The organism is Rhodococcus sp. YH1 (assembly GCF_009939605.1).
Lineage (GTDB): Bacteria > Actinomycetota > Actinomycetes > Mycobacteriales > Mycobacteriaceae > Rhodococcus > Rhodococcus aetherivorans.
The window spans coordinates 1-18,262 of the sequence record NZ_WVTE01000231.1; the positions used below are offsets into that span (position 1 = coordinate 1).

An 18,262-nucleotide genomic window follows, 5' to 3' on the forward strand; every position below is an offset into this window, starting at 1 on the left:
CGCCGGGTTCTTCCTGTCCCCCACCATCGCTTCGGGAGTCGACGCGTCGGTGGCCACCGCCGAGTTGTTCGGGCCGCTGATCAGCCTGCATGCCGTGGAGTCCGACGAGGACGCACTACGCGTTGCCTACCAGATGTGGGAGCTGTTGCTGCCCGGCATCGTCCGTGCCGACCGGCACGACCGGATCCCGGTGATCCGCACAGCACGCTGACGCTTTTCTCCTACCCGTCGGCGACGGGGCGGTAGGTGCAGACGTGCACGCCCGTCCCGCTGGTGACCGTGGAGACCAGCGCGAGCGTGCGCTGCACACCGTCGCCCGGGAAGATGGACTTTCCGCCGCCGAGGATCACCGGCTCGATCATGAGCCGCAGCTCGTCGACCAGCCCTTCGTGGAGCAGGGTCCGGACGAGAGTGGGGCTTCCCATGACCATCAGGTCGCCGCCGTCGGTCTCGTGCAGCTTCCGCACGGCTGCGACGACCTCATCGCCGGGGATCAGCGTGGTGTTGTTCCACGTCAGATCCGCGTCCCGCAACGTCCGGGACACGACGTACTTCGGGACGGCGTTCATCCGATCCGCGAACGGGTCGCCGGCCCGATCGGGCCACGCCGCGGCCATCGTCTGCCACGTGCGCCGCCCGAACAGCAGTGCCCCGGTACGGCCCATCGCCTCGTCGATGGCCGCCCCCATCACCTCCTCGTCGAAGAACGGGAACGACCAGCCGCCGTGGGCGAAGCCCCCGTCGGTGTCCTCCTCCGGTCCACCCGGCGCCTGCACGACGCCGTCCAGGCTCATGAACTCACTGACCACGATGCGCACGGGACTCGCTCCTGTTCCTCGACGGGGTGTACAGCGATACAGACCATCGCGTCACCCCGAAATCATCGCCTCTCCCGTCCCTCGTGCGCACCTTCGGCCTCGAACCGGGAGGAACTCGCGACGAGAAGGCGGTTCCCGCGGCATCGGCCGAGTAGCACGCCCGGCAACCGCCCGCTCGTCGCAGGAACCTCCCGTTCGGTCCGCCGAGTACCCAGGCGCGCCGGTCCCCTTCGGGGTTGTCCCCCATTCCGATTTCCGGTGTGCGCCCGGATGTGCCGCCGCGCCCGCCCCAGCAGTATCGATCTCGTGAAGCGGGTACTGCTGCAACTGTCCGGCGCCGTCGTCGCCGTGATCGTCCTCGTCACCGCGATCGCTGCCGGCGTCGTCGTGCACGCCTGGAACTCGACGGTGGTCGACACCACCGGGCAGGTCACCTTCGACCGTCCGCTGAACATCCCACCGCTCGCGGACAGCACGGTCACGCCCGACGGGGTCCGCGTGTTCGATCTGACCATGCAGCGCGGCACCACGGACATCGGTCGCGGTCCCGGTACCCGGACCTGGGGTGTCAACGGGTCGTACCTCGGGCCGACGCTGCGTGCCGGGCGCGGCGAGCAGGTGCGGGTGAACGTCACCAACGATCTCGGCGAGACCGGCACCCTGCACTGGCACGGCATGCACCTGCCGGCCGCGATGGACGGCGGCCCGCACCAGCCGATCGCCCCGGGGGCGACGTGGAGTCCGCAGTGGACGATCGACCAGCCCGCCGCAACGCTGTGGTATCACCCGCACCCGCACGGCGCCACCGCCGACCACGTCTACCGCGGGGTCGCCGGGATGTTCCTGCTCGACGACCCGGCCGGCGGCCCGTCCCTCCCCGATCGATACGGGATCGACGACATCCCACTCGTGGTGCAGGACAAGCGGTTCGACGGCGACCAGCTCGACACCGGCGGGCCGATGTTCGCCGCCGTCGGTCTCCTCGGCGACGAGATCGTCGTCAACGGCACCCCGCGGCCCTACCTCGACGTCGCCACCGAGCGGATCCGACTGCGGCTGCTGAACGCCTCCAACGCCCGCGTCTACAACTTCTCCTTCGACGCCGGCCTGCCGTTCCTGCTCATCGGCACCGACGGCGGCCTGCTCGAACGTCCGGCGCCGATGCGCCGCATCCAGCTCTCCCCCGGCGAGCGCGCCGAGATCGTCGTCGCGTTGCCCGCGGGCACGACGACCGTGCTCCGCAGCACGGCGCCGGACCTGGGCGCGGACTTCTGGCAGACCCGGTTCTCCGGCGGTGACGACGAGTTCGACGTCCTCGAACTGCGTGCCGCGCGGACCCTCGCGCCCAGCGCGCCGGTGCCCGGGGAACCGACCTCCCCCGAGGATCTCGGCACACCCACCGTCACGCGACGCATCGATCTCACCGGCTCCGGCACCATCGACGGCCGCGAAATGGACATGGCGCGCCTCGACCAGACCGTCGCCGCCGGCGCCACGGAGGTGTGGGAGGTCCGCAACAGCAGCGGCGCGATCCACAACTTCCACATCCACGGCACGAGCTTCCGCGTCCTCGGCGACGGCCATCCCGCGCTGTCCGGCCCGAAGGACACCGTGTACATCACGCCGGGGCACACCGTCCGGCTGCTGATGCGGTTCGCCGGCCGCCCCGGCCCGGCGACGCCGTACATGTACCACTGTCACCTGCTCCGGCACGAGGACAACGGCATGATGGGACAGTTCGTCGTCGTTGCCCCGGGCGAGGAGCCGAACGTGCCGCACGAACCGGCCGCCCACACCGCAGTCCACGAGTAGCGTGCGTCCCATGACGTCCGCGATCCGGATCGAGGGACTGGTCAAGCGATTCGGACGATTCACCGCGCTCGACGACCTCGATCTCGAGGTCGCCACCGGCGAGGTGCACGGCTTCCTCGGCCCCAACGGCGCCGGCAAGTCCACCACGCTGCGGGTCCTGCTGGGACTGCTCCGCCCGGACGCCGGGCACGTCGAACTGCTCGGCGGCGACCCCTGGCGCGACGTGGTGAGCCTGCACCGGCGGCTCGCCTACGTGCCCGGCGACGTGAGCCTGTGGCCCGGCATGACCGGCGGCGAGGCCGTCGACCTGCTCGGCCGGTTACGCGGCGGGCTCGACCGGCGCCGCCGCGCGGACCTGCTCGACCGGTTCGAACTCGATCCGACCAAGCGCGGCCGCACCTATTCGAAGGGCAACCGGCAGAAGGTCGCGCTCGTCGCGGCGCTGGCCTCGGACGTGGAGTTGTTGCTGCTCGACGAGCCGACCGCGGGGCTCGATCCGCTCATGTCCGCGGTGTTCCACGACGAGATCGCCCGGGAGAAGCAGCGCGGGCGGACGGTCCTGCTGTCGAGCCACATTCTCAGCGAGGTCGAGGCGCTCGCCGACCGGATGAGCATCATCCGCGACGGCCGGGTCGTCGAGACCGGCACCCTCGAGGACATGCGCGCGGACCTGCGGTCCACCATCGACGCGGTCCTCGCCGCGCCCGTGGCCGACCCGACGGCGCTGACGGCGCTGCCCGGGATCCACGACGTGCGGATCGACGGCCCGCGCGTGCACTGCGCGGTCGAGCACGGCCGCGCCGGCCCGGTGCTCGCCGCGCTGGGCCGCTACGACATCCGCAGCGTCACCGTCTCGCCGCCGTCGCTCGAGGAGCTGTTCCTGCGGCACTATCACCGGCACGGCCGGGACGGGCAGGCCCCGACGTGACGGCATCGTTGACGGGGATGCGGCCGCTGCTGCGGGCCACCGCCGAGCAGGACCGCGGCAACGTCGCGCCGTGGATCGTGCTCATCACGGCGCTGTCGGTGTCGTCGGTCCTCGCCTACGGCTGGGTGTTCCCGGACGCGGCGAGCCGGCGCACCCTCGATGCCACGCTCGGCGCGAACCCGGCTCTGCGGGTCGTGTTCGGTCCGGCTCGCGACCTGACGTACGCGGACGGGTTCAACGCGTGGCGGGCCGGGGCGCTCGGCGCGTTCTTCGCGGCCCTGATGGCGATCCTGGCCGTCACCCGCAACAGCCGCGCGCACGAGGATTCGGGCCAGGCCGAGCTCATCGCCTCCGGCGTCGTCGGCCGCCAGGCCCGGCTGGCGACGGCCGTCGCCTGGGCGGCGCTGGCCTCCGTCGCGCTCGGTGTCGTCTGCGCGGGCGCGACGATCCTCGTCGGCGGCGGTGTCGCCAACTCGATCACACTGGCCGCGACGTTCACCGCGTCCGGGCTGGTGTTCGGCGCCCTCGCGGCGGTCACCGCCCAGCTCGGCTCCTACGCCCCCACTGCCAATACCCTCGCGATCGGGATCCTCGGAGCCTGCCTGCTGATCCGCGCCTACGTCGACGTGACCACTCCGGACGGATGGGCGATCTGGACGACCCCGCTCGGCTGGGTGCAGCAGGTCCGTCCCGCGTCGGGAAACGACTGGTGGCCGCTGGCGGCCTGCCTGACGCTGACGGCGGTGCTGCTGCTGGTCGCGTTCGTCGTACAGGCGCGACGGGACTTCGGAGTCGGCGTGATCGCGCCGTCACCCGGGCCTGCGGAGGGCGGCGCGGGGACGAGCGTGTGGGGCCTGGCGCTGCGGCTGCACCGCGGTGCGCTCGCTGCGTGGGCGACGGTGTTCGTGGCGCTCGGGGTGGTGTTCGGATTCATGTCCACCACGTTCGCCGATGTCTTCGCCGACAATCCGGCGCTCGGATCGTTGCTCGGGAGCGGCCGCGGCTCGCTCGTGTTCGGTTTCGTGGTGACGATGCTGCAGCTGATGGGCATCGTCGCCGCGGTGTTCGGGGTCCAGGTGATGATGCGGCTGCGCGCCGAGGAACTGGCGCTGCGGGTCGAACCGGTGCTGGCCGGGGCGCTGACCCGGACCCGGTACTTCGCGTCGCACGCCGGGATCGCGCTGCTCGCCCCCGCGGCGGCGCTGCTCGTGGGCGCGACGCTGTTCGCGTACGTCTCGTCGGCGCGGGGTGGACAGATTCCGGCCGGGGATCTGATCCGGCAGGCACTCGTGACGATTCCGGCGGTGTGGGTGCTGGTCGGGCTGGCGGTCGCGGTGATCGGCGCCCGGCCCCAGGCGCGGATGCTCGGCTGGCTCGGTGTGGTCGCCGCATTCGCGCTGACGATCCTGGGGCCGCTGTTCCGGTTGTGGAACTGGATCCTGGGGATCAGTCCGTTCCGGCACGTGCCGGTGGTGACGGCGGCGCCGCCGCAGTGGCTCGGGTTCGCCGTGCTCACCGCCGTGGCCGCGCTGTTCGTCGCGGCGGGGTTCGCGGGGTTCCGGCGCCGGGACGTCGGCTGAGGACCGGACGCCACTACAGTCGCGGAGCATCGGGTCGTCACCGCGAACGGAGCACACCACATGAACCGTTGGTCCACATTCGTCGTCGACCGGCGCTGGTGGGTGCTCGGCTTGGCCGTCCTCGTCGTCGTGCTCGCCGGGGTCTGGGGCACCGGGGTGTTCGGCCGGCTCTCGCAGGGCGGGTTCTACGATCCCGGCAGCGAATCGGCCGAGGTGCAGCGCATCGTGGACGACAACTTCGGTCCGCAGACCGCCGACATCATCGCGATCTACACCCCGCCGCCCGGGCGCACCGTCGCCGACATCGGACCCGAGGTGACCGCGGTGCTCGACCGGTTCGCCGCCGAGGTTCCCACCCATGCGGTCGACTCCTACTGGTCGGCCGCGCCGCCGGCGAAGCAGCTGCTGCTGGCGAAGGACGGCGGCAGCGCGGCGGCGGCCGTCACCCTCGAGCCCGGCTCGGAGATCACCGTCACCACGTTCCAGGGCCTGCTGCCGAAGCTCGAGGTCCCCGGCGTCGACGCGCAGTTCGCGGGGAACTCGGTCGTCGGCGTCGCATTCACCACCCGGCTCGAGCGCGACCTGTTGTTCGCGGAGGCGATTGCGCTGCCGGTGACGTTGGTGCTGCTGGTGTTCATCTTCGGCGGTCTCGTCGCGGCGGCGGTCCCGGTGTTCGTCGGGGTCCTCGCCGTCCTCAGTGCCCTCGCCACGCTGCGCCTGCTCACGATGTACACCGACGTGAGCTCCTTCGCGCTGAACGTCACGTCCCTCATCGGGCTGGGCCTGGCGATCGACTACGGGCTGTTCATCGTCAGCCGCTTCCGGGAGGAACTCGACTCGGGTGCCGACCCGGCGACCGCGACCCGTCGCACCGTGCTCACCGCGGGCCGCACGGTGCTGTTCTCGGGGCTGCTGCTGATGTGCGCGTTCGCCGGAATGCTCGTCTTCCCGCAGGCGCTGCTGCGCTCGCTGGGCCTCGGCGCGATCGCCGCGGTGCTCAGTGCGGCGGTGCTCTCGCTCACCGCGATCCCCGCGCTGCTGGCGATACTCGGGCACCGCATCAACGCACTGACGTGGCGGGAGGGCGCGGCGCGGCGGGGCGAGGCCCGGGCCCGGCGCTTCTGGGGGGCGGTGGTGACGAAGGTGATGCGCCGGCCGGCGCTGGTCGCGGTGACCATCACCGCCGGCCTGCTGCTGCTCGCCACGCCGCTGTTGCGCGCCTCCTTCGGGGAGATCGAGTACACGGCCTTGCCGGCGGGCGACCCGGCGCGTGCCGCCACCCAGACGCTGCTCGACGAATTCCCCTCCACCGGCAACGGCGTCACGCTCGTGCTGAGGGGTGACGAGGGCTCCGGGCCCGCCCTGGCCGTGGTCACGTCGGTGTCCCGCGCGGCGGCGGACGTGGACGGCGTCGCGCAGACCGTCACCGTCGCCTCGCGGAACGACGTCGTGGTGCTGCAGGCGCTGTACGCACAGGGCGTGGAGGAGACGCCGCGGGCCGGCGAGATCGTCCGGGAACTGCGGGATCTGCCGCCCCCGCCGGGCACCGACCTGCTCGTCGGTGGCGGCCGGGCGATGGTCGACGACAGCAACGCCGCGATAGCGCGGTCGATGCCGGCAATGATCGCGATCATGGTGCTCTCGACCCTCGTGCTGCTGTTCCTGGCATTCGGGTCCGTGGTGCTGCCGCTCAAGGCGGTGGCGATGGCGGGCCTGAGCCTGGCGGCCACGTTCGGCGTGCTCACCTGGGTGTTCCAGCTCGGGAACGGAGCGGAGTTGCTCGGCGTGACCCCCAGCCCGCTGGAGCCGAGCTTCGTGGTGCTGATCCTGGCGGTGGTGTTCGGCCTGTCCACCGACTACGAGGTGTTCCTCATGTCGCGCATGGTGGAGGCACGGGCCGCCGGGGCGAGCACGGAGGAGGCGGTGCGGTTCGGCACCGAACGCACCGGCCGGGTGGTGACCTCGGCGGCGCTGCTGCTGATCGTGGTGACCGGCGCCTTCACGATCTCGGGCCTGTCGATCATGCGGTTCCTGGGTGTGGGGATGATCCTCGCGCTGATCATCGACGCGACGGTGGTGCGGATGCTGCTGGTGCCGTCGCTGGTCAAGCTGATGGGCGAGGCGAACTGGTGGGCGCCGGCGTGGATGAAGCGGGTGCACGCGAAGGTCGGCATCGGACACTAGAATCCGTTCTTACCTTGCAGTAGGTTCGGGCCATGGCCACGTACCTCGTCACGGGCGGCACCGGCTTCCTCGGCACGCACGTGCTCGGGCGACTGCTCGCGACCCACCCGGACGCCGACGTCCATGTGCTGGTCCGGCCGGCGTCGCTGCCGAAGTTCGAGGCCCTCTCCGCGCGCCTGGAGGGGGGGGACCCGGCTGCACCCGCTGCTCGGCGATTTCACCGAGCCGGGACTCGGACTCGAGGCCGCGACGATTCCGCCGGCCGAGCACGTCCTGCACCTCGGCGCCATCTACGACCTCACCGCCGGAGAGGAGCAGGCCGCCACGAACGTGGCGGGCACCCGCGCGGTGATCGCCCTCGCGGAGAAGCTGGGCGCGACCCTGCACCACGTCTCGTCCGTGGCCGTCGCCGGGGATCACCGCGGCACGTTCGCCGAGGACGACCTCGACCTGGGCCAGCACTTCCCGTCGCCCTACCACCGCACCAAGTTCGAGGCCGAGAAGGCGGTCCGGGCGAGCCGGGTGCGCCGGCGCATCTACCGGCCGTCCGCGATCGTGGGCAGCTCCACCACCGGCGAGATCGACAAGATCGACGGCCCCTACTACTTCTTTCCCGCCCTGGCCGCGCTGGCGGCGCTGCCGTCGCGGCTGCCGCTGGTCCTGCCCGACCTCGGCGACACCAACCTGGTGCCGGTCGACTACGTCGCGGCCGCGATCGTCGAACTGATGCATCGTCCCGGACTGGACGGGCGCACCTTCCACCTCGTCTCCCGCCCGCAACCGGTCCGCGAGGTGTTCGCGGCGCTGGCCGCGGCGGCCGGTGCCCCCGTTCCCGTCGCCGGCGTGCCCGGCGCGCTGGTACGTCCGCTGTTGTCGATCACCGCGCTTCCCGACCTGAAGACCGCCCGACGCCTCGCACTGCGACGGACGGGCATCCCACCGGTCGTGTTCGGCCAGCTGACCTTCCCGAGCCGGTTCGCCGACCGCAGCACCCGGGAAGCCCTGCGCGGCAGCGGCATCACGCTGCCCGAGTTCGCCGGCTACGCCCCCGTGCTGTGGCGCTACTGGCGCGAGCACCTCGACCCCGGCCGTGCCCGCCGCGACGATCCGCGTGGACCGCTCGTGGGACGGCACGTGCTGATCACCGGTGCCTCCTCGGGGATCGGACGGGCGAGCGCGATCGCCGCGGCCCGCGAGGGTGCCGTGGTCTTCGCCCTCGCCCGTCGCGCCGAGGAACTCGACGCAGTCGTCGCCGCGATCCGCGCGGGCGGCGGCAGCGCGTACGCGTATCCGTGTGACCTCACCGACCCGGCGGCGGTGGAGCGCACCGTGCAGGCGGTCCTCGCCGAGCACGACCACGTCGACATGCTCGTCAACAACGCGGGACGCTCCATCCGGCGCGGGCTGTACCACTCGACGGACCGGCTGCACGACTTCGAACGCACCATGGCGGTCAACTACTTCGGTGCGGTGCGGTTGACCCTGGCCCTGGTGCCGCACATGCGCGCACGGCGGTTCGGGCACATCGTGAACCTCAGCACCGCCGGGGTGCAGGCCCGCACCCCGCGATACGCCGCGTACATCGCCTCGAAGTCCGCGCTCGAGGGGTTCGCCGACGTCGCCGCCTCCGAAACCCGGGACGACGGAATCACTTTCACCACCATTCACATGCCGCTCGTGCGCACCCCCATGATCGAACCCAGCGGGGCGTACAACCCGGGTCCGGCGATCAGCCCGGAGGACGCCGCGCGGATGGTGGTCCGAGCCCTCGTCGAACGGCCCAAGCGCATCGACGTGCCGATCGGCACCCTCGGCGAGCTCGGCGGCATCTTCGCGCCGGGCCTGCGGGACCGGATGTTCTCGCTCTACTACCACGCCTACCCCGACGCGCCCGCCGCGCGCGGCGAGCAGTGCGCCTCCGCCGACGCACCCCCGCAGCCGCGGACGCTGCCCCGTCCGGTGCTGCCGAACCCTGCGGTGCTGCGCCGGATCGGCCGGCTACTGCCCGGCGTGCACTGGTGAGGCGGCTGCGCCGCCGGTGTGTCCTTCGGGCGGTCCCGGCCGCCCGAAGGACACACCGCACTAGAGCGCAGTTGTCTCCGTCGCCATCAGCGGTCGCACCGGCTTCGGATCGGCGCCGCAGCTGACCGGACGCGGCGGCAACTGCCGGGTCTCGACCTGCACGCGCCAGCGGCGACCGTCGCGGTGCCGCACCACCGTTCCGGCGTCGCCCTCGTCGACGACAAGCGCGTCCGCATCCGCGGGCACCTGCCCCCGCACCGCGATCTCGGCGACCTGCCCGGCCGCGGACCAGCTGCTGCGCCCCCGCAACCCCGGCAGATACACCTCGCCGCGAGCGGCGGCCGCCACGGCGTCCCGGCTCTGCGCGACGTCGAGCCGGCCGTAGGTGTAGCCGGTGGGCAGCAGGATCAGCGACGGGGCGAAGCGGTGCCCGCCGGTGTGCGAACACTCCCACACGTCGTCGCCGAACTCCGCAGCCAGCGCCGCCGCCACGGGGCGCCCCAGCACGGCACAGCACCGGTCCCGTTTGCCGTGGGCGCACACCAGCGCGACGGGCCGGTCCTGCGCACGGCCGAGGCCGGGCGCCGGGCCGGCGACGATGCGCGGGATCAGGTCGAGCAGTTCCTTCGGCTCCCCGACCTCCAGCCGCTCGCACCAGCTGCCGCCCGGATCGGAGCGGGCCAGGAGCACGGTGCGGCCGTCGCCGCGGCGGGCGGTGTCACGACCGGGCCGCCGGACGAACAGGAACCGCACTCCGACGGCGTCGGCCGCGGCCGAGATCTCGCCGGCGAGGCCGGGGCCGAGAGCGGTGCCGTCGAGGACGTCGCGCCCCCAGCCGGACGGCATCTCGAGGCACACCCAGCCGGGGGCGGTCGCCGCGGTGCCGGGCAGGGGCTCGTCCAGCGCGGAGGCCGCCGAGCAGGCAGGAGGAAAGGCAAGGCTCACCCGCCCATTGTGTCCGTTCGGGCTAGTCGTGGAAGCGACGGCCCTCCGCGAGCTGCTGCACGAAGGCCTCGATGCGGCGTGCCCGGGTCTCCGGGCGCTTCGCGGCCTGCAGCCGGTACACGATCGCGTACCGGTTGCGGCCGTCGAGCGTGTCGTAGAAGGCCTGCGCCGCGGGATTGCCCGCGAGGGCGTCGAGGAAGTCCTGCGGCACCTGCGCGGTCGCCTGGCCGGCGTAGGCGCGCTCCCAGCGGCCGTCGGCGCGGGCGCGGGCGACCTCGGCGGCCCCGGCCGGCGCGAGCCGGCCCTCTGCCTCGAACCGTTCGGCGAGCGCCCGGTTACGCTGCGACCAGGGGCTGCGGGCCCGGCGCGGAGTGATGCGCTGCAGCCGGAAGTCGTCGTCGAGCCTGCGTGCCTGACTGTCGATCCAGCCGTGGCACAGCAGTTCCTCGACCACCTCGGCGTAGGTCACCGACGGATGCGCCGATCCCTTCTTGGCGAGCTTGACCCAGATGCCGGGCGAGTCCGTGTGGTGCTCACGCAGCCAGGCGGCGAAGGACTCCCGGTCCGGGAAGTACTCGACGGGCAGCTCGTCGGCCATGATCATCTCCCCAGCCGGCGCAGGCCCGCCCGCGTCCACAGGCCCAGGAAGCCCTGGGACAGGTAGGCGAGAGAGCCGAGCGCAAGCACCCACTTGACGGTGCTGACCGTCGTCGCCACCCGGACGGTGGTGTCGGTGATGCGGTCACGGTGGTCGAGCAGATACAGGCCCGCGGCGTTCTCGACGTAGTCCGCCGCCGCGGCCACCGCCGGAGCGACGGCGAGGACCCGGCGGGTGTGCGCGGGCACGGGCCGGTGCTCGGCGAGCGATCGCGCACCGGCCTGCAGTGCGATGGCAAAGATCAAGGGATGCAGCAGATCCCAGTAATAGTGCCGGCGATACCGCGGGGCGGTGTCCGCGTCGAGTCCGTCGAGAACGTTGCGGTATGTCGCCGCGGAGAAGGCGGCCTGGATCCGTCCCACCGCCGGCGCGGCGGGGCCGAGCACGCGGGCGATGTTCGCCTGCGACACCACGAATACCGCGGCGGCGGCCAACAGTCGACGGTCGGACGCGGTCCATGTCATGCGGCGATCCTAGCGGCTGCGCCGCAGCGCGAGCGCCCTGTCGGGCCGACAGCTCGTGGGTGCCCCGTTCCCGCCCTCCCCGATCCGGATCAGCACGTGGTGATGAACTGTGCCGGCGTGCACCGTGCCCTCGTGCGTCGTGCAGGGCTGCCCTGTGTGCGGGAGTCGAACCCGCGGCGCTGCCCTCCGCGCGCCTGAGGATACAAAAAGGTCGATTCACCGCGACCCACGGCGTGTGCTCGCTTCCGATTCGGGTACCCGCTGCCCACGATCACTCGTCGATCAGATCAACCTCCCAGTTCACGCGCTGGATCTCCATGTCCACCTGCCGGATCCGGCGGGCCAGGTCGTCGGTGGTGCGCCGCAGGTCCCGGACCGACAGCGCCGAGACGTATGCCAGTTCGGACCGGAGTTGTCGCCCGTATCGGTCCCTGCTGCCCGAGGCCGCGTCCGCGGCCGCGGTCAGCGCACGGTGCCGGGCCTGCAAGGCGTCCCGTTCGGCCAGCGCGTCGGTGAGCGTGCGGTCGCCGACGCGGGTGGCGGTGTTCGTCTTGTTGATCCGAGCGATCAGCAGCGCATGCCGATCGATGGCGTCGGTGAGTTGGTCGAGGAGCTCGCCGGCATTCTCGGCGGGCTCCTCACCCTCCTGGTACCGGGCGTTGGCCACGATCCGGGTGCCGAGCTGCTCGATCCGCCGTTTCAGCTCGCCTCGCTCGGCGAGTGCCTCTGCCAACCGCATGGCGTCGAATCGTAGACGACCGGTCGTGTTCACGTGAACCCGGTTTCCGGCACCGTCGAGACCACCCAGCCGGGCGGAAATACCGTGTCCCACGTTCCGGTCCGCGAACGGCCCTGCCACGTCGGCGTGCCCGGGGGTGAGCTGCGGTACAGGCCGCGCGCGGCGGCAAGAGTGCGGTCGTACTGAGTCGGCCAACCGATGTCGGCGGCGAGCTGCTCGAGGACAGTGCGATCTCGGCTCAACGCCCGCTCGGTGTGCGCCAACGCGGGCAGCGAATCCCGCTTGTCGGTGTTGCAACCTCCGCAGGCGAGTACGAGATTGGCCAGCCCGTCGAGAGGCACCCGGGACCACGGTAGCACGTGGTCAACCGGATTTCCATCGGAAAGGCTTGTCGCACAATAGAAACACTGCGTTCCGAAGGCCTCGCGCAGCGCCACGCGCGGCTTCGCGAGCGAGACGCGGTCGCGGCCGAACAGGTGCCCCGCGATGTCGGGAACGTCCTCGTCGAGAAAGGCGTTGTAGCGGCGCACGTCCTGAACCCACAGGATCTCCAGTGTCGGGGTGAGCAGACCGGACAGGCGGGCCAGCGCCGCCGCGACCCCCGGAAACAGGCGGATTACGCCACCGTGCCGGGCAATCGCCGCTCGGGTGATTCCGGAGTGCAACCAGGAGTCGTCGTAGAGGAACGGTTCGCCACGTCCGCCCGGTAGCCGCTGCAGCCGGTACAGCGGTTGCTGCGCCAGTGTGAGCGCGACCTCCGCGACAGCCTCGCGGTACAAGTCGGGCATCCGCAGCCTCGCGATGGACAGGCCGACCACCCCGCCGGCGTTCGCCGCACCGCGCAGCACCTCCACCGCCGTCAGGATCCGAGCCTTCGGCTGCGAGGACTGGCGCAACCGGTGCCCGTCGAACGGACGGACCTGGGGCCAGTACAGGTCGATCACCCGCTCGGCCAGGGCGTCGATCGGCACGTCGAGTGCCGCAGCCGGGTCCGCCGGCAGATGTTCGACGCAGAAGCCGACAAGTGCCGAAAGGGTCGCAAGCTTGTAAGTGGCGGTCCGGGCACCGGTCTCGAGGACGGCGACGACGCGCTGACCGAGCGCGAGGGCGTCCGTGGGTGGTCCGGTACCGTCCACCCCGCCACGGTAGCGCAGCGGGAGGAATCATGATGGGCAAGCTGGTCCGCGACCGGATTCCCGACATCATCGAGGCCGACGGCCGGGTGGCGCACACCCGTGTACTCGATCGGGACGAGTACCGCAGCGCCCTGCTCGACAAGCTGGTCGAGGAAGCACACGAGCTGCGGGAGGCGCACAACGGCGACGAGCGGCTCGGCGAACTCGCCGACGTGCACGAGGTGTTCACGTCCCTGCTCGCCGCGTTCGGGATCGCCGCCGAGGAGGTGGCTGCCGCGGCCACCGCCAAGCGCGCCGAGCGCGGCGGCTTCGATCGCCGCATCTGGCTGGAATAGCGTCGGTACACCGGCAACAGGTTCCGGACGGCGACAACCGTCTCGACGGTTGTCGCTGTCCGGAAGCTCTGTCGTGGCGGAACGAGTGCTCAGGTGAGGAAGGGCAGCACGGCGGCCTCGAACTCGCGGTGCCGATCGCGGTGGATGCTGTGGCCGCAGGTGAAGTCGTGGACCGCGACGTCGCCTAGGACGTCCACAGCGGCCTCGAGCCGGGCCGGATCGACCATGCTGCCCGGCCCGCCCCGCAGGATCATCGTCGGTGCGGTGATCCGCGGAAGATGTTCCCACCACCGCGGATTCGGCGCGCGGAACTGGGTGAGCGCCGAGCCGGTCATGGAGCGGTCGAAGGCGAACGTCGCGCGCGGATTGCGCAGCAGGCTCGTCGAGGCGTGCCACAGCTCGGCCGGCGACGGCAGGCGCCCGCCGAGCACCTGCGGCGGATCGCCCGGGCGCAGCGGCAGCGGCGCCTCCTCGAGCACCAGGCGCCGCACCAGGCCCGGGCGCTGCTGCGCCACGAGGGATCCGGTGTGCCCGCCGAGGGAATGCCCGACGAGGTCGACCGTCTCGAGGCCCAGGTGTTCGCAGAGCCCGAGCACGTCGGCGCCGAACTCGTCGAAGCGGTAGGACGCGGCGCGGGCGCTGCGCCCGTGGCCGCGCAGGTCCACCGCGACGACCCGCCGGCCGGCCGCGAGCAGGGACCGGGCGAACCGGTCCCACGTGCGTCCGTCGCCGCCCATCCCGTGCACCAGCATCACCGGCACCGGGTGGTGGCCCGTCCTGGGAGCCGAATCCCGGTAGGCGATCGCCACACCGTTCGGCGCGGCCGTCAGCACACTGGTCTCCACGTCAACCGAGGGTACTCACTCGTAGACGCCCTCCACATGCCAGCGGTCGTCGACGTGGATCACCAGCAGGGCCCGGGACTCCTCGAGCCGCACCTGCAGCCGCGCCGCCGCCCGCGCCGCGGCCGGGTCCCACCAGTACTCGTCCACCGGCCACGGCCCGGCCCAGGCGTGCACCCGCCAGCTGCGGCTGCCCCAGCTCAGCCGGGTGGGATCGCCGCTGAGCAGACCGCGCTCGGTCACCGTCACCGGGGTGCCCGACGCGTCCTCGAGCGCGATCGGGGGCAGGGTGGTGAGCACCACCGCCGGGGCGGGCGGGGGCAGCCGACCCGGCCACGGCGCCGACGGATCCGTCGCCGGCACCCGCTCCTCCCCCAGCGGCACGAGGGTCACCCGTTCCAGCGGGCCACGTCCGCCGCTGAGCACCCCCACCAGCACGGCTTCGCCACCGAGCAGTCCCTGCACCCGCACCAGGGCGCGCCGGGCCCGTTCGTCCTCGTCGCCGACCCCGCCCCACAGGCCCAGCTGCAGCGCCCCCGCCGCCACCACCTCCACCGGTTCGAGCCGCAGCAGCACGATCCCGGCGGTGGGGCGGGTCGCGCTGTGCCCGGTGAGCCAGCCGTCGAGCTGCCAGCGCACCCGGTCGGCGGTGCCGTCCGGGGTCAGCGGTTCGGCGCAGCGCCACGTCCGGGCCAGCTCCTCACCGTTGCCGGTGCGGGCGGCCACCAGCAGCCGGGTGCAGGCCACCCCCGCCGCGGCCAGCCGGGTGTGCAGCAGCGCGGCGAGCGCCCGGCCGGCGAAGGCGGCCGAGTCGACCCGTTCGAGCGGCGGATCGCAGGGGCGCTCCACCACCAGATCGGGCGGCAGAGCACGACCGGACGGCGGGCGCTGCGGCCGTGCCCGTGCGCTGCGGTGCGCGGCGACGGCGTCCGCACCGAAGCGGGAGGCGACGTCGGTCGGCGACAGCGCGGCGAACGCCCCGATCGTGCGCAGACCGAGCCGTTTCAGCAGGTCCACCAGGTCGACGCGGTCCGGCGCGGTCAGGGACGGCTCCACGCAGATCTCCGAAATATTCAGGGGTGCAAGGAATTCCTCGTCCTCTCCGGGCGGGACGAGGCGGGCGTGGCGGGCGGCGAGCACCGCGGTGAACAGCTCGTCGGCGATGCCGACCTGGCATTCGACGCCGGTGGCGGCCACCTCGTCGACCAACCGCTCGGCCGCCGCCTCCTCGGAACCGAACCAGCGCACGACGCCGCGTGCAGCGAGCACCACCAGACCGGGGCGCAGCACCTCCACGCCGGGCGCCGCCGCGTCGATCGCCGCCACCACCGGCTCGAACAACCGCGCATCGCGGTCCGGATCATCCTGGGCGACATACAAATCCGGGCACCGAGCCTGAGCCTCCCGTCGCCGCAGGCCCCGTCGCACGCCGGCGGCCCGGGCCGGTGCGGAACAGGCCGCCACGCGGTTGGCCGAGATCACCGCCACCGGCGCCGTGGGCGGCAGGTCGGCAGCCGCGGCGGCGGCGATCGCCGGCCAGTCCGGGCACCACAGGGCCACCACCCGGGCCGGGCAGCCGGATTCGCTCACCGCGCCACCTCGACCGGGCGGGGCACACTCCCCACCCGCGCCGGTTCGCCGGGGCGCCACTCCACTCCGGTTCGACCGGCACACAAGTCTATTCGCGCCACACGGGGCTGGAAGGCCCGGCCCTGCGCGCGCACGGAAAGCCCGGTGCCGCACAGCCTGCCCCGGGCCGAGGCCGACAGTCCCCGGTAGCCGTGCACCGCGGCCTCGAGCCGCACGTGCGCTCCGTCCCACCGGCCGTCGGTGACCATCAGGGCCGCGCCCTTGCTGCGGGCCCGCGCAACCACCGCCCGGGTCCGCGCCGGCGGTACCACGGCGCCCCCGAGGCCGAGGACGACGAGGTCCATGCCGTCGAGCAGGACGGCGGCCACCTCCACCGGATCCGGTCCGGGCTCGGGGATCAGCGCGATCCGGCTCAGTTCGGCCCCCATCTCGGCGGCGGCGAGCAGGCCGAGGCGGCGATGCCCGACGACGGCGGCGTGCCCACCGGCGGCGGTGGCCGAGGCCAGCACACCGATCAGCAAAGACATTGCCCCGGAGAAACTTACGACGGATCCGCGGACCAGGCCCCCGTCCGGGAGCAGCCGTGCGAGCGGCTCGGGCACCGGAAGCAGCCGGTCGACCGGCACCGGGGACGTCGCGGGCTCGGCGGGGCGGGGACGAGCACTCTCCCCCCTCACAGGAATCGCGGCGATCTGCCGCCGCAACGCCTCGAGCCGTTCCTGCCGGGGGAGCCCCGCCGGAGCCTGCGACCCGCCCTCGACCGGAAACTCGGCCACCTCACCCACACGAACTCCCCTCGCCCTGCGCCGGCCGCGTATAGCACGGCCCACCGACAAACCGCGGGGAAGACGCGATTGTTCGAACACGTATTCGAACAGGTTCAGTAGACCCGACGGCGGGGCGCCCGTCAAGCGATGGCCCACCGCGGCATCCACTACCCTCGTCAAGGTGGCGGAACAGGAGCGAGCGGCAAGCGTCGTCGGCCCGGATCAGCTGGTGGCCGGACGTTATCGACTCGTCTCCAAGCTCGGCGGCGGTGGTATGGGCGCGGTCTGGCTCGCGCACGACACCCTGCTCGACCGGGACGTGGCCGTCAAGCAGGTCACCTCGACCGTGGGCCTGCCCACGGAGGCCGCCGAGGAGATCCGCCGCCGTACGCTGCGCGAGGGCCGGATCGCCGCCCGCCTCACCCACGAGCACGCCATCTCCATGTACGACGTCGCCCTCCACTCCGGCGAGCCGTGGCTCGTCATGGAGCATCTGCCCTCTCGCAGCCTCGCCCAGGTGATGAACATCGCCGACACCCTGCCGCCGCTCGAGGTGGCGCAGATCGGCACACACATCGCCGACGCGCTCGCCGCCGCCCACGCCGCCGGGATCGTGCACCGCGACATCAAGCCGGGCAACATCCTCGTCGCCGAGCGCGGCCGCGAGCTGGGCACCGTGAAGATCAGCGACTTCGGCATCGCCCGCGCCAAGGGCGACCACGACCGTTCCGGTGTGATCACCGGTACCCCCGCCTTCTTCGCACCCGAGGTCGCCCGCGGCAGCGATCCCACCGAGGCCAGCGATGTCTTCTCCCTCGGCGCGACCCTCTACACCGCAATCGAGGGCCAGCCACCGTTCGGCATCGACCCCGACTCGATCGCCCTGCTGCACCGCGTCGCCCGCGCCGAGATCATCCCGCCGACCCGGACAGGCCCGCTGACCGACGTCCTCCTCGCGATGCTGGAACCGGACCCCGCCCGCCGCCCGACGATGGAGCAGGCCCGGGACCGTCTCGCCGCGGTCGCCTTCGGGCCCGACGCCGATCCGGCACTGCTCCGCGGCCGGCCGATCCTGTCCGCCGACGGCACCGTCCCCGTGTGGGCGCGGCGCGCCACGACCCTCGTCGGTTCCCGGCGCACCGCGGGCACCGGGGGCACCCTCACCGGGTTGCCCGCAGCTCCCCACAGCGCGCCCCGCTCGATGTCACCGCGGGGCGTGCCCCGCTCGATGTCACCGCGGGGCGTGCCCCGCTCGATGTCACCGCGGGGCGTGCCCCGCCCTGCGGAGCTGCTGCACCGGCTGCGGCCCACCGGTCCCCCGCCGCGCACCACGCAGGAGAAGATCGTGGCGTTCGCACCGATGGCGATGGCGGTCATGGTGGCCGTGCTCGTTCTCGCGCTGATCGTGGCCCTGATCGTCGCGGTCGTCGTGAGCTGAGCTT

Annotated in this window: 16 protein-coding genes and 1 pseudogene; 8 read left to right on the forward strand and 9 right to left on the reverse strand. The window is 72.5% G+C overall.

Annotated features, from left to right (window positions below; translation table 11 throughout):
* A partial coding sequence (locus AIIKEEIJ_RS33165; RefSeq protein WP_238406495.1) for an aldehyde dehydrogenase family protein occupies window positions 1-211 on the forward strand: 211 nt, incomplete at its 5' end.
* A 10-nt stretch (window positions 212-221) separates the two neighbouring features.
* On the opposite strand, the gene AIIKEEIJ_RS20285 is transcribed toward AIIKEEIJ_RS33165, so the two are convergent.
* Window positions 222-818, reverse strand: coding sequence for a dihydrofolate reductase family protein (locus tag AIIKEEIJ_RS20285; RefSeq protein ID WP_050035506.1), 597 nt, complete (start codon window positions 816-818; stop codon window positions 222-224).
* A gap of 270 nt (window positions 819-1,088) precedes the next feature.
* Between AIIKEEIJ_RS20285 and AIIKEEIJ_RS20290 the strand changes: the two genes are divergently transcribed.
* The 5 genes and pseudogenes from AIIKEEIJ_RS20290 (at window position 1,089) to AIIKEEIJ_RS20310 (ending at window position 9,344) form a co-directional block, all read left to right on the forward strand.
* On the forward strand, window positions 1,089-2,630 hold the full coding sequence (locus tag AIIKEEIJ_RS20290; RefSeq protein ID WP_161996449.1) for a multicopper oxidase domain-containing protein: 1,542 nt from the start codon (window positions 1,089-1,091) through the stop codon (window positions 2,628-2,630).
* A gap of 10 nt (window positions 2,631-2,640) precedes the next feature.
* The gene (locus AIIKEEIJ_RS20295) at window positions 2,641-3,558 is read left to right on the forward strand and encodes an ABC transporter ATP-binding protein (RefSeq protein WP_050035508.1); all 918 of its coding nucleotides are present in this window, start codon (window positions 2,641-2,643) and stop codon (window positions 3,556-3,558) included.
* Window positions 3,555-5,138 carry an ABC transporter permease gene (locus AIIKEEIJ_RS20300; protein ID WP_230304492.1) on the forward strand — a complete coding sequence of 528 codons (1,584 nt, stop codon included), beginning with the start codon at window positions 3,555-3,557 and terminating at the stop codon, window positions 5,136-5,138. Before AIIKEEIJ_RS20295 ends, AIIKEEIJ_RS20300 begins: the two co-directional genes overlap by 4 nt.
* A 60-nt stretch (window positions 5,139-5,198) precedes the next feature.
* Entirely contained in the window at window positions 5,199-7,322 is a 2,124-nt protein-coding gene (locus AIIKEEIJ_RS20305; protein WP_161996450.1) for an MMPL family transporter, read from the forward strand.
* Window positions 7,323-7,354: 32 nt separating this feature from the next.
* Window positions 7,355-9,344: pseudogene (locus tag AIIKEEIJ_RS20310) on the forward strand (SDR family oxidoreductase).
* Window positions 9,345-9,404: 60 nt separating this feature from the next.
* Here AIIKEEIJ_RS20310 and AIIKEEIJ_RS20315 read toward each other — a convergent pair.
* The 5 genes from AIIKEEIJ_RS20315 to AIIKEEIJ_RS20335 all read right to left on the reverse strand — a co-directional run bounded on the left by AIIKEEIJ_RS20315 (window position 9,405) and on the right by AIIKEEIJ_RS20335 (window position 13,286).
* Window positions 9,405-10,289: a sucrase ferredoxin gene (locus tag AIIKEEIJ_RS20315; RefSeq protein WP_006945819.1), complete on the reverse strand. Its 885-nt coding sequence runs from the start codon at window positions 10,287-10,289 to the stop codon at window positions 9,405-9,407.
* A 22-nt stretch (window positions 10,290-10,311) separates the two neighbouring features.
* Window positions 10,312-10,887 (reverse strand): YdeI/OmpD-associated family protein, encoded by a 576-nt coding sequence (locus AIIKEEIJ_RS20320; RefSeq protein WP_006945818.1) that lies wholly within the window; start codon window positions 10,885-10,887, stop codon window positions 10,312-10,314.
* Window positions 10,888-10,889: 2 nt separating this feature from the next.
* Window positions 10,890-11,411: a hypothetical protein gene (locus AIIKEEIJ_RS20325; RefSeq protein WP_161996451.1), complete on the reverse strand. Its 522-nt coding sequence runs from the start codon at window positions 11,409-11,411 to the stop codon at window positions 10,890-10,892.
* Window positions 11,412-11,682: 271 nt separating this feature from the next.
* A complete protein-coding gene (locus tag AIIKEEIJ_RS20330) occupies window positions 11,683-12,150 on the reverse strand; it encodes a DIP1984 family protein (protein WP_029544765.1) in 468 nt (155 codons plus the stop codon).
* Window positions 12,151-12,179: 29 nt separating this feature from the next.
* On the reverse strand, window positions 12,180-13,286 hold the full coding sequence (locus AIIKEEIJ_RS20335) for an HNH endonuclease (protein ID WP_006945810.1): 1,107 nt from the start codon (window positions 13,284-13,286) through the stop codon (window positions 12,180-12,182).
* Between the two features lie 32 nt (window positions 13,287-13,318).
* On the opposite strand from AIIKEEIJ_RS20335, the gene AIIKEEIJ_RS20340 reads away from it, so the two are divergent.
* The gene (locus AIIKEEIJ_RS20340; protein WP_029544767.1) at window positions 13,319-13,621 is read left to right on the forward strand and encodes a nucleoside triphosphate pyrophosphohydrolase; all 303 of its coding nucleotides are present in this window, start codon (window positions 13,319-13,321) and stop codon (window positions 13,619-13,621) included.
* 89 nt (window positions 13,622-13,710) lie between these two features.
* Here AIIKEEIJ_RS20340 and AIIKEEIJ_RS20345 read toward each other — a convergent pair whose 3' ends face one another.
* The 3 genes from AIIKEEIJ_RS20345 to AIIKEEIJ_RS20355 are packed head-to-tail and all read right to left on the reverse strand — an operon-like array spanning window position 13,711 to window position 16,838.
* Window positions 13,711-14,466 carry an alpha/beta fold hydrolase gene (locus tag AIIKEEIJ_RS20345; protein WP_043802560.1) on the reverse strand — a complete coding sequence of 252 codons (756 nt, stop codon included), beginning with the start codon at window positions 14,464-14,466 and terminating at the stop codon, window positions 13,711-13,713.
* A 15-nt stretch (window positions 14,467-14,481) separates the two neighbouring features.
* The gene (locus tag AIIKEEIJ_RS20350) at window positions 14,482-16,053 is read right to left on the reverse strand and encodes a Y-family DNA polymerase (protein ID WP_161996452.1); all 1,572 of its coding nucleotides are present in this window, start codon (window positions 16,051-16,053) and stop codon (window positions 14,482-14,484) included.
* A complete protein-coding gene (locus tag AIIKEEIJ_RS20355; RefSeq protein ID WP_006945803.1) occupies window positions 16,050-16,838 on the reverse strand; it encodes a hypothetical protein in 789 nt (262 codons plus the stop codon). The genes AIIKEEIJ_RS20350 and AIIKEEIJ_RS20355 overlap by 4 nt, the downstream gene beginning before the upstream one ends.
* Window positions 16,839-17,001: 163 nt before the next feature.
* On the opposite strand from AIIKEEIJ_RS20355, the gene AIIKEEIJ_RS20360 reads away from it, so the two are divergent.
* On the forward strand, window positions 17,002-18,258 hold the full coding sequence (locus AIIKEEIJ_RS20360) for a serine/threonine-protein kinase (RefSeq protein ID WP_338020993.1): 1,257 nt from the start codon (window positions 17,002-17,004) through the stop codon (window positions 18,256-18,258).
* The last annotated feature ends 4 nt before the right edge of the window (window positions 18,259-18,262 follow it).

What these genes read in the sequence shown, in the direction of transcription:
- AIIKEEIJ_RS20290 (WP_161996449.1), top strand. Translation starts at nt 1,089, where the DNA reads ATGTGCCGCCGCGCCCGCCCCAGCAGTATCGATCTCGTGAAGCGGGTA.
- AIIKEEIJ_RS20295 (WP_050035508.1), top strand. Translation starts at nt 2,641, where the DNA reads ATGACGTCCGCGATCCGGATCGAGGGACTGGTCAAGCGATTCGGACGA.
- AIIKEEIJ_RS20305 (WP_161996450.1), top strand. Translation starts at nt 5,199, where the DNA reads ATGAACCGTTGGTCCACATTCGTCGTCGACCGGCGCTGGTGGGTGCTC.
- AIIKEEIJ_RS20320 (WP_006945818.1), bottom strand. Translation starts at nt 10,887, where the DNA reads ATGGCCGACGAGCTGCCCGTCGAGTACTTCCCGGACCGGGAGTCCTTC.
- AIIKEEIJ_RS20325 (WP_161996451.1), bottom strand. Translation starts at nt 11,411, where the DNA reads ATGACATGGACCGCGTCCGACCGTCGACTGTTGGCCGCCGCCGCGGTA.
- AIIKEEIJ_RS20330 (WP_029544765.1), bottom strand. Translation starts at nt 12,150, where the DNA reads ATGCGGTTGGCAGAGGCACTCGCCGAGCGAGGCGAGCTGAAACGGCGG.
- AIIKEEIJ_RS20340 (WP_029544767.1), top strand. Translation starts at nt 13,319, where the DNA reads ATGGGCAAGCTGGTCCGCGACCGGATTCCCGACATCATCGAGGCCGAC.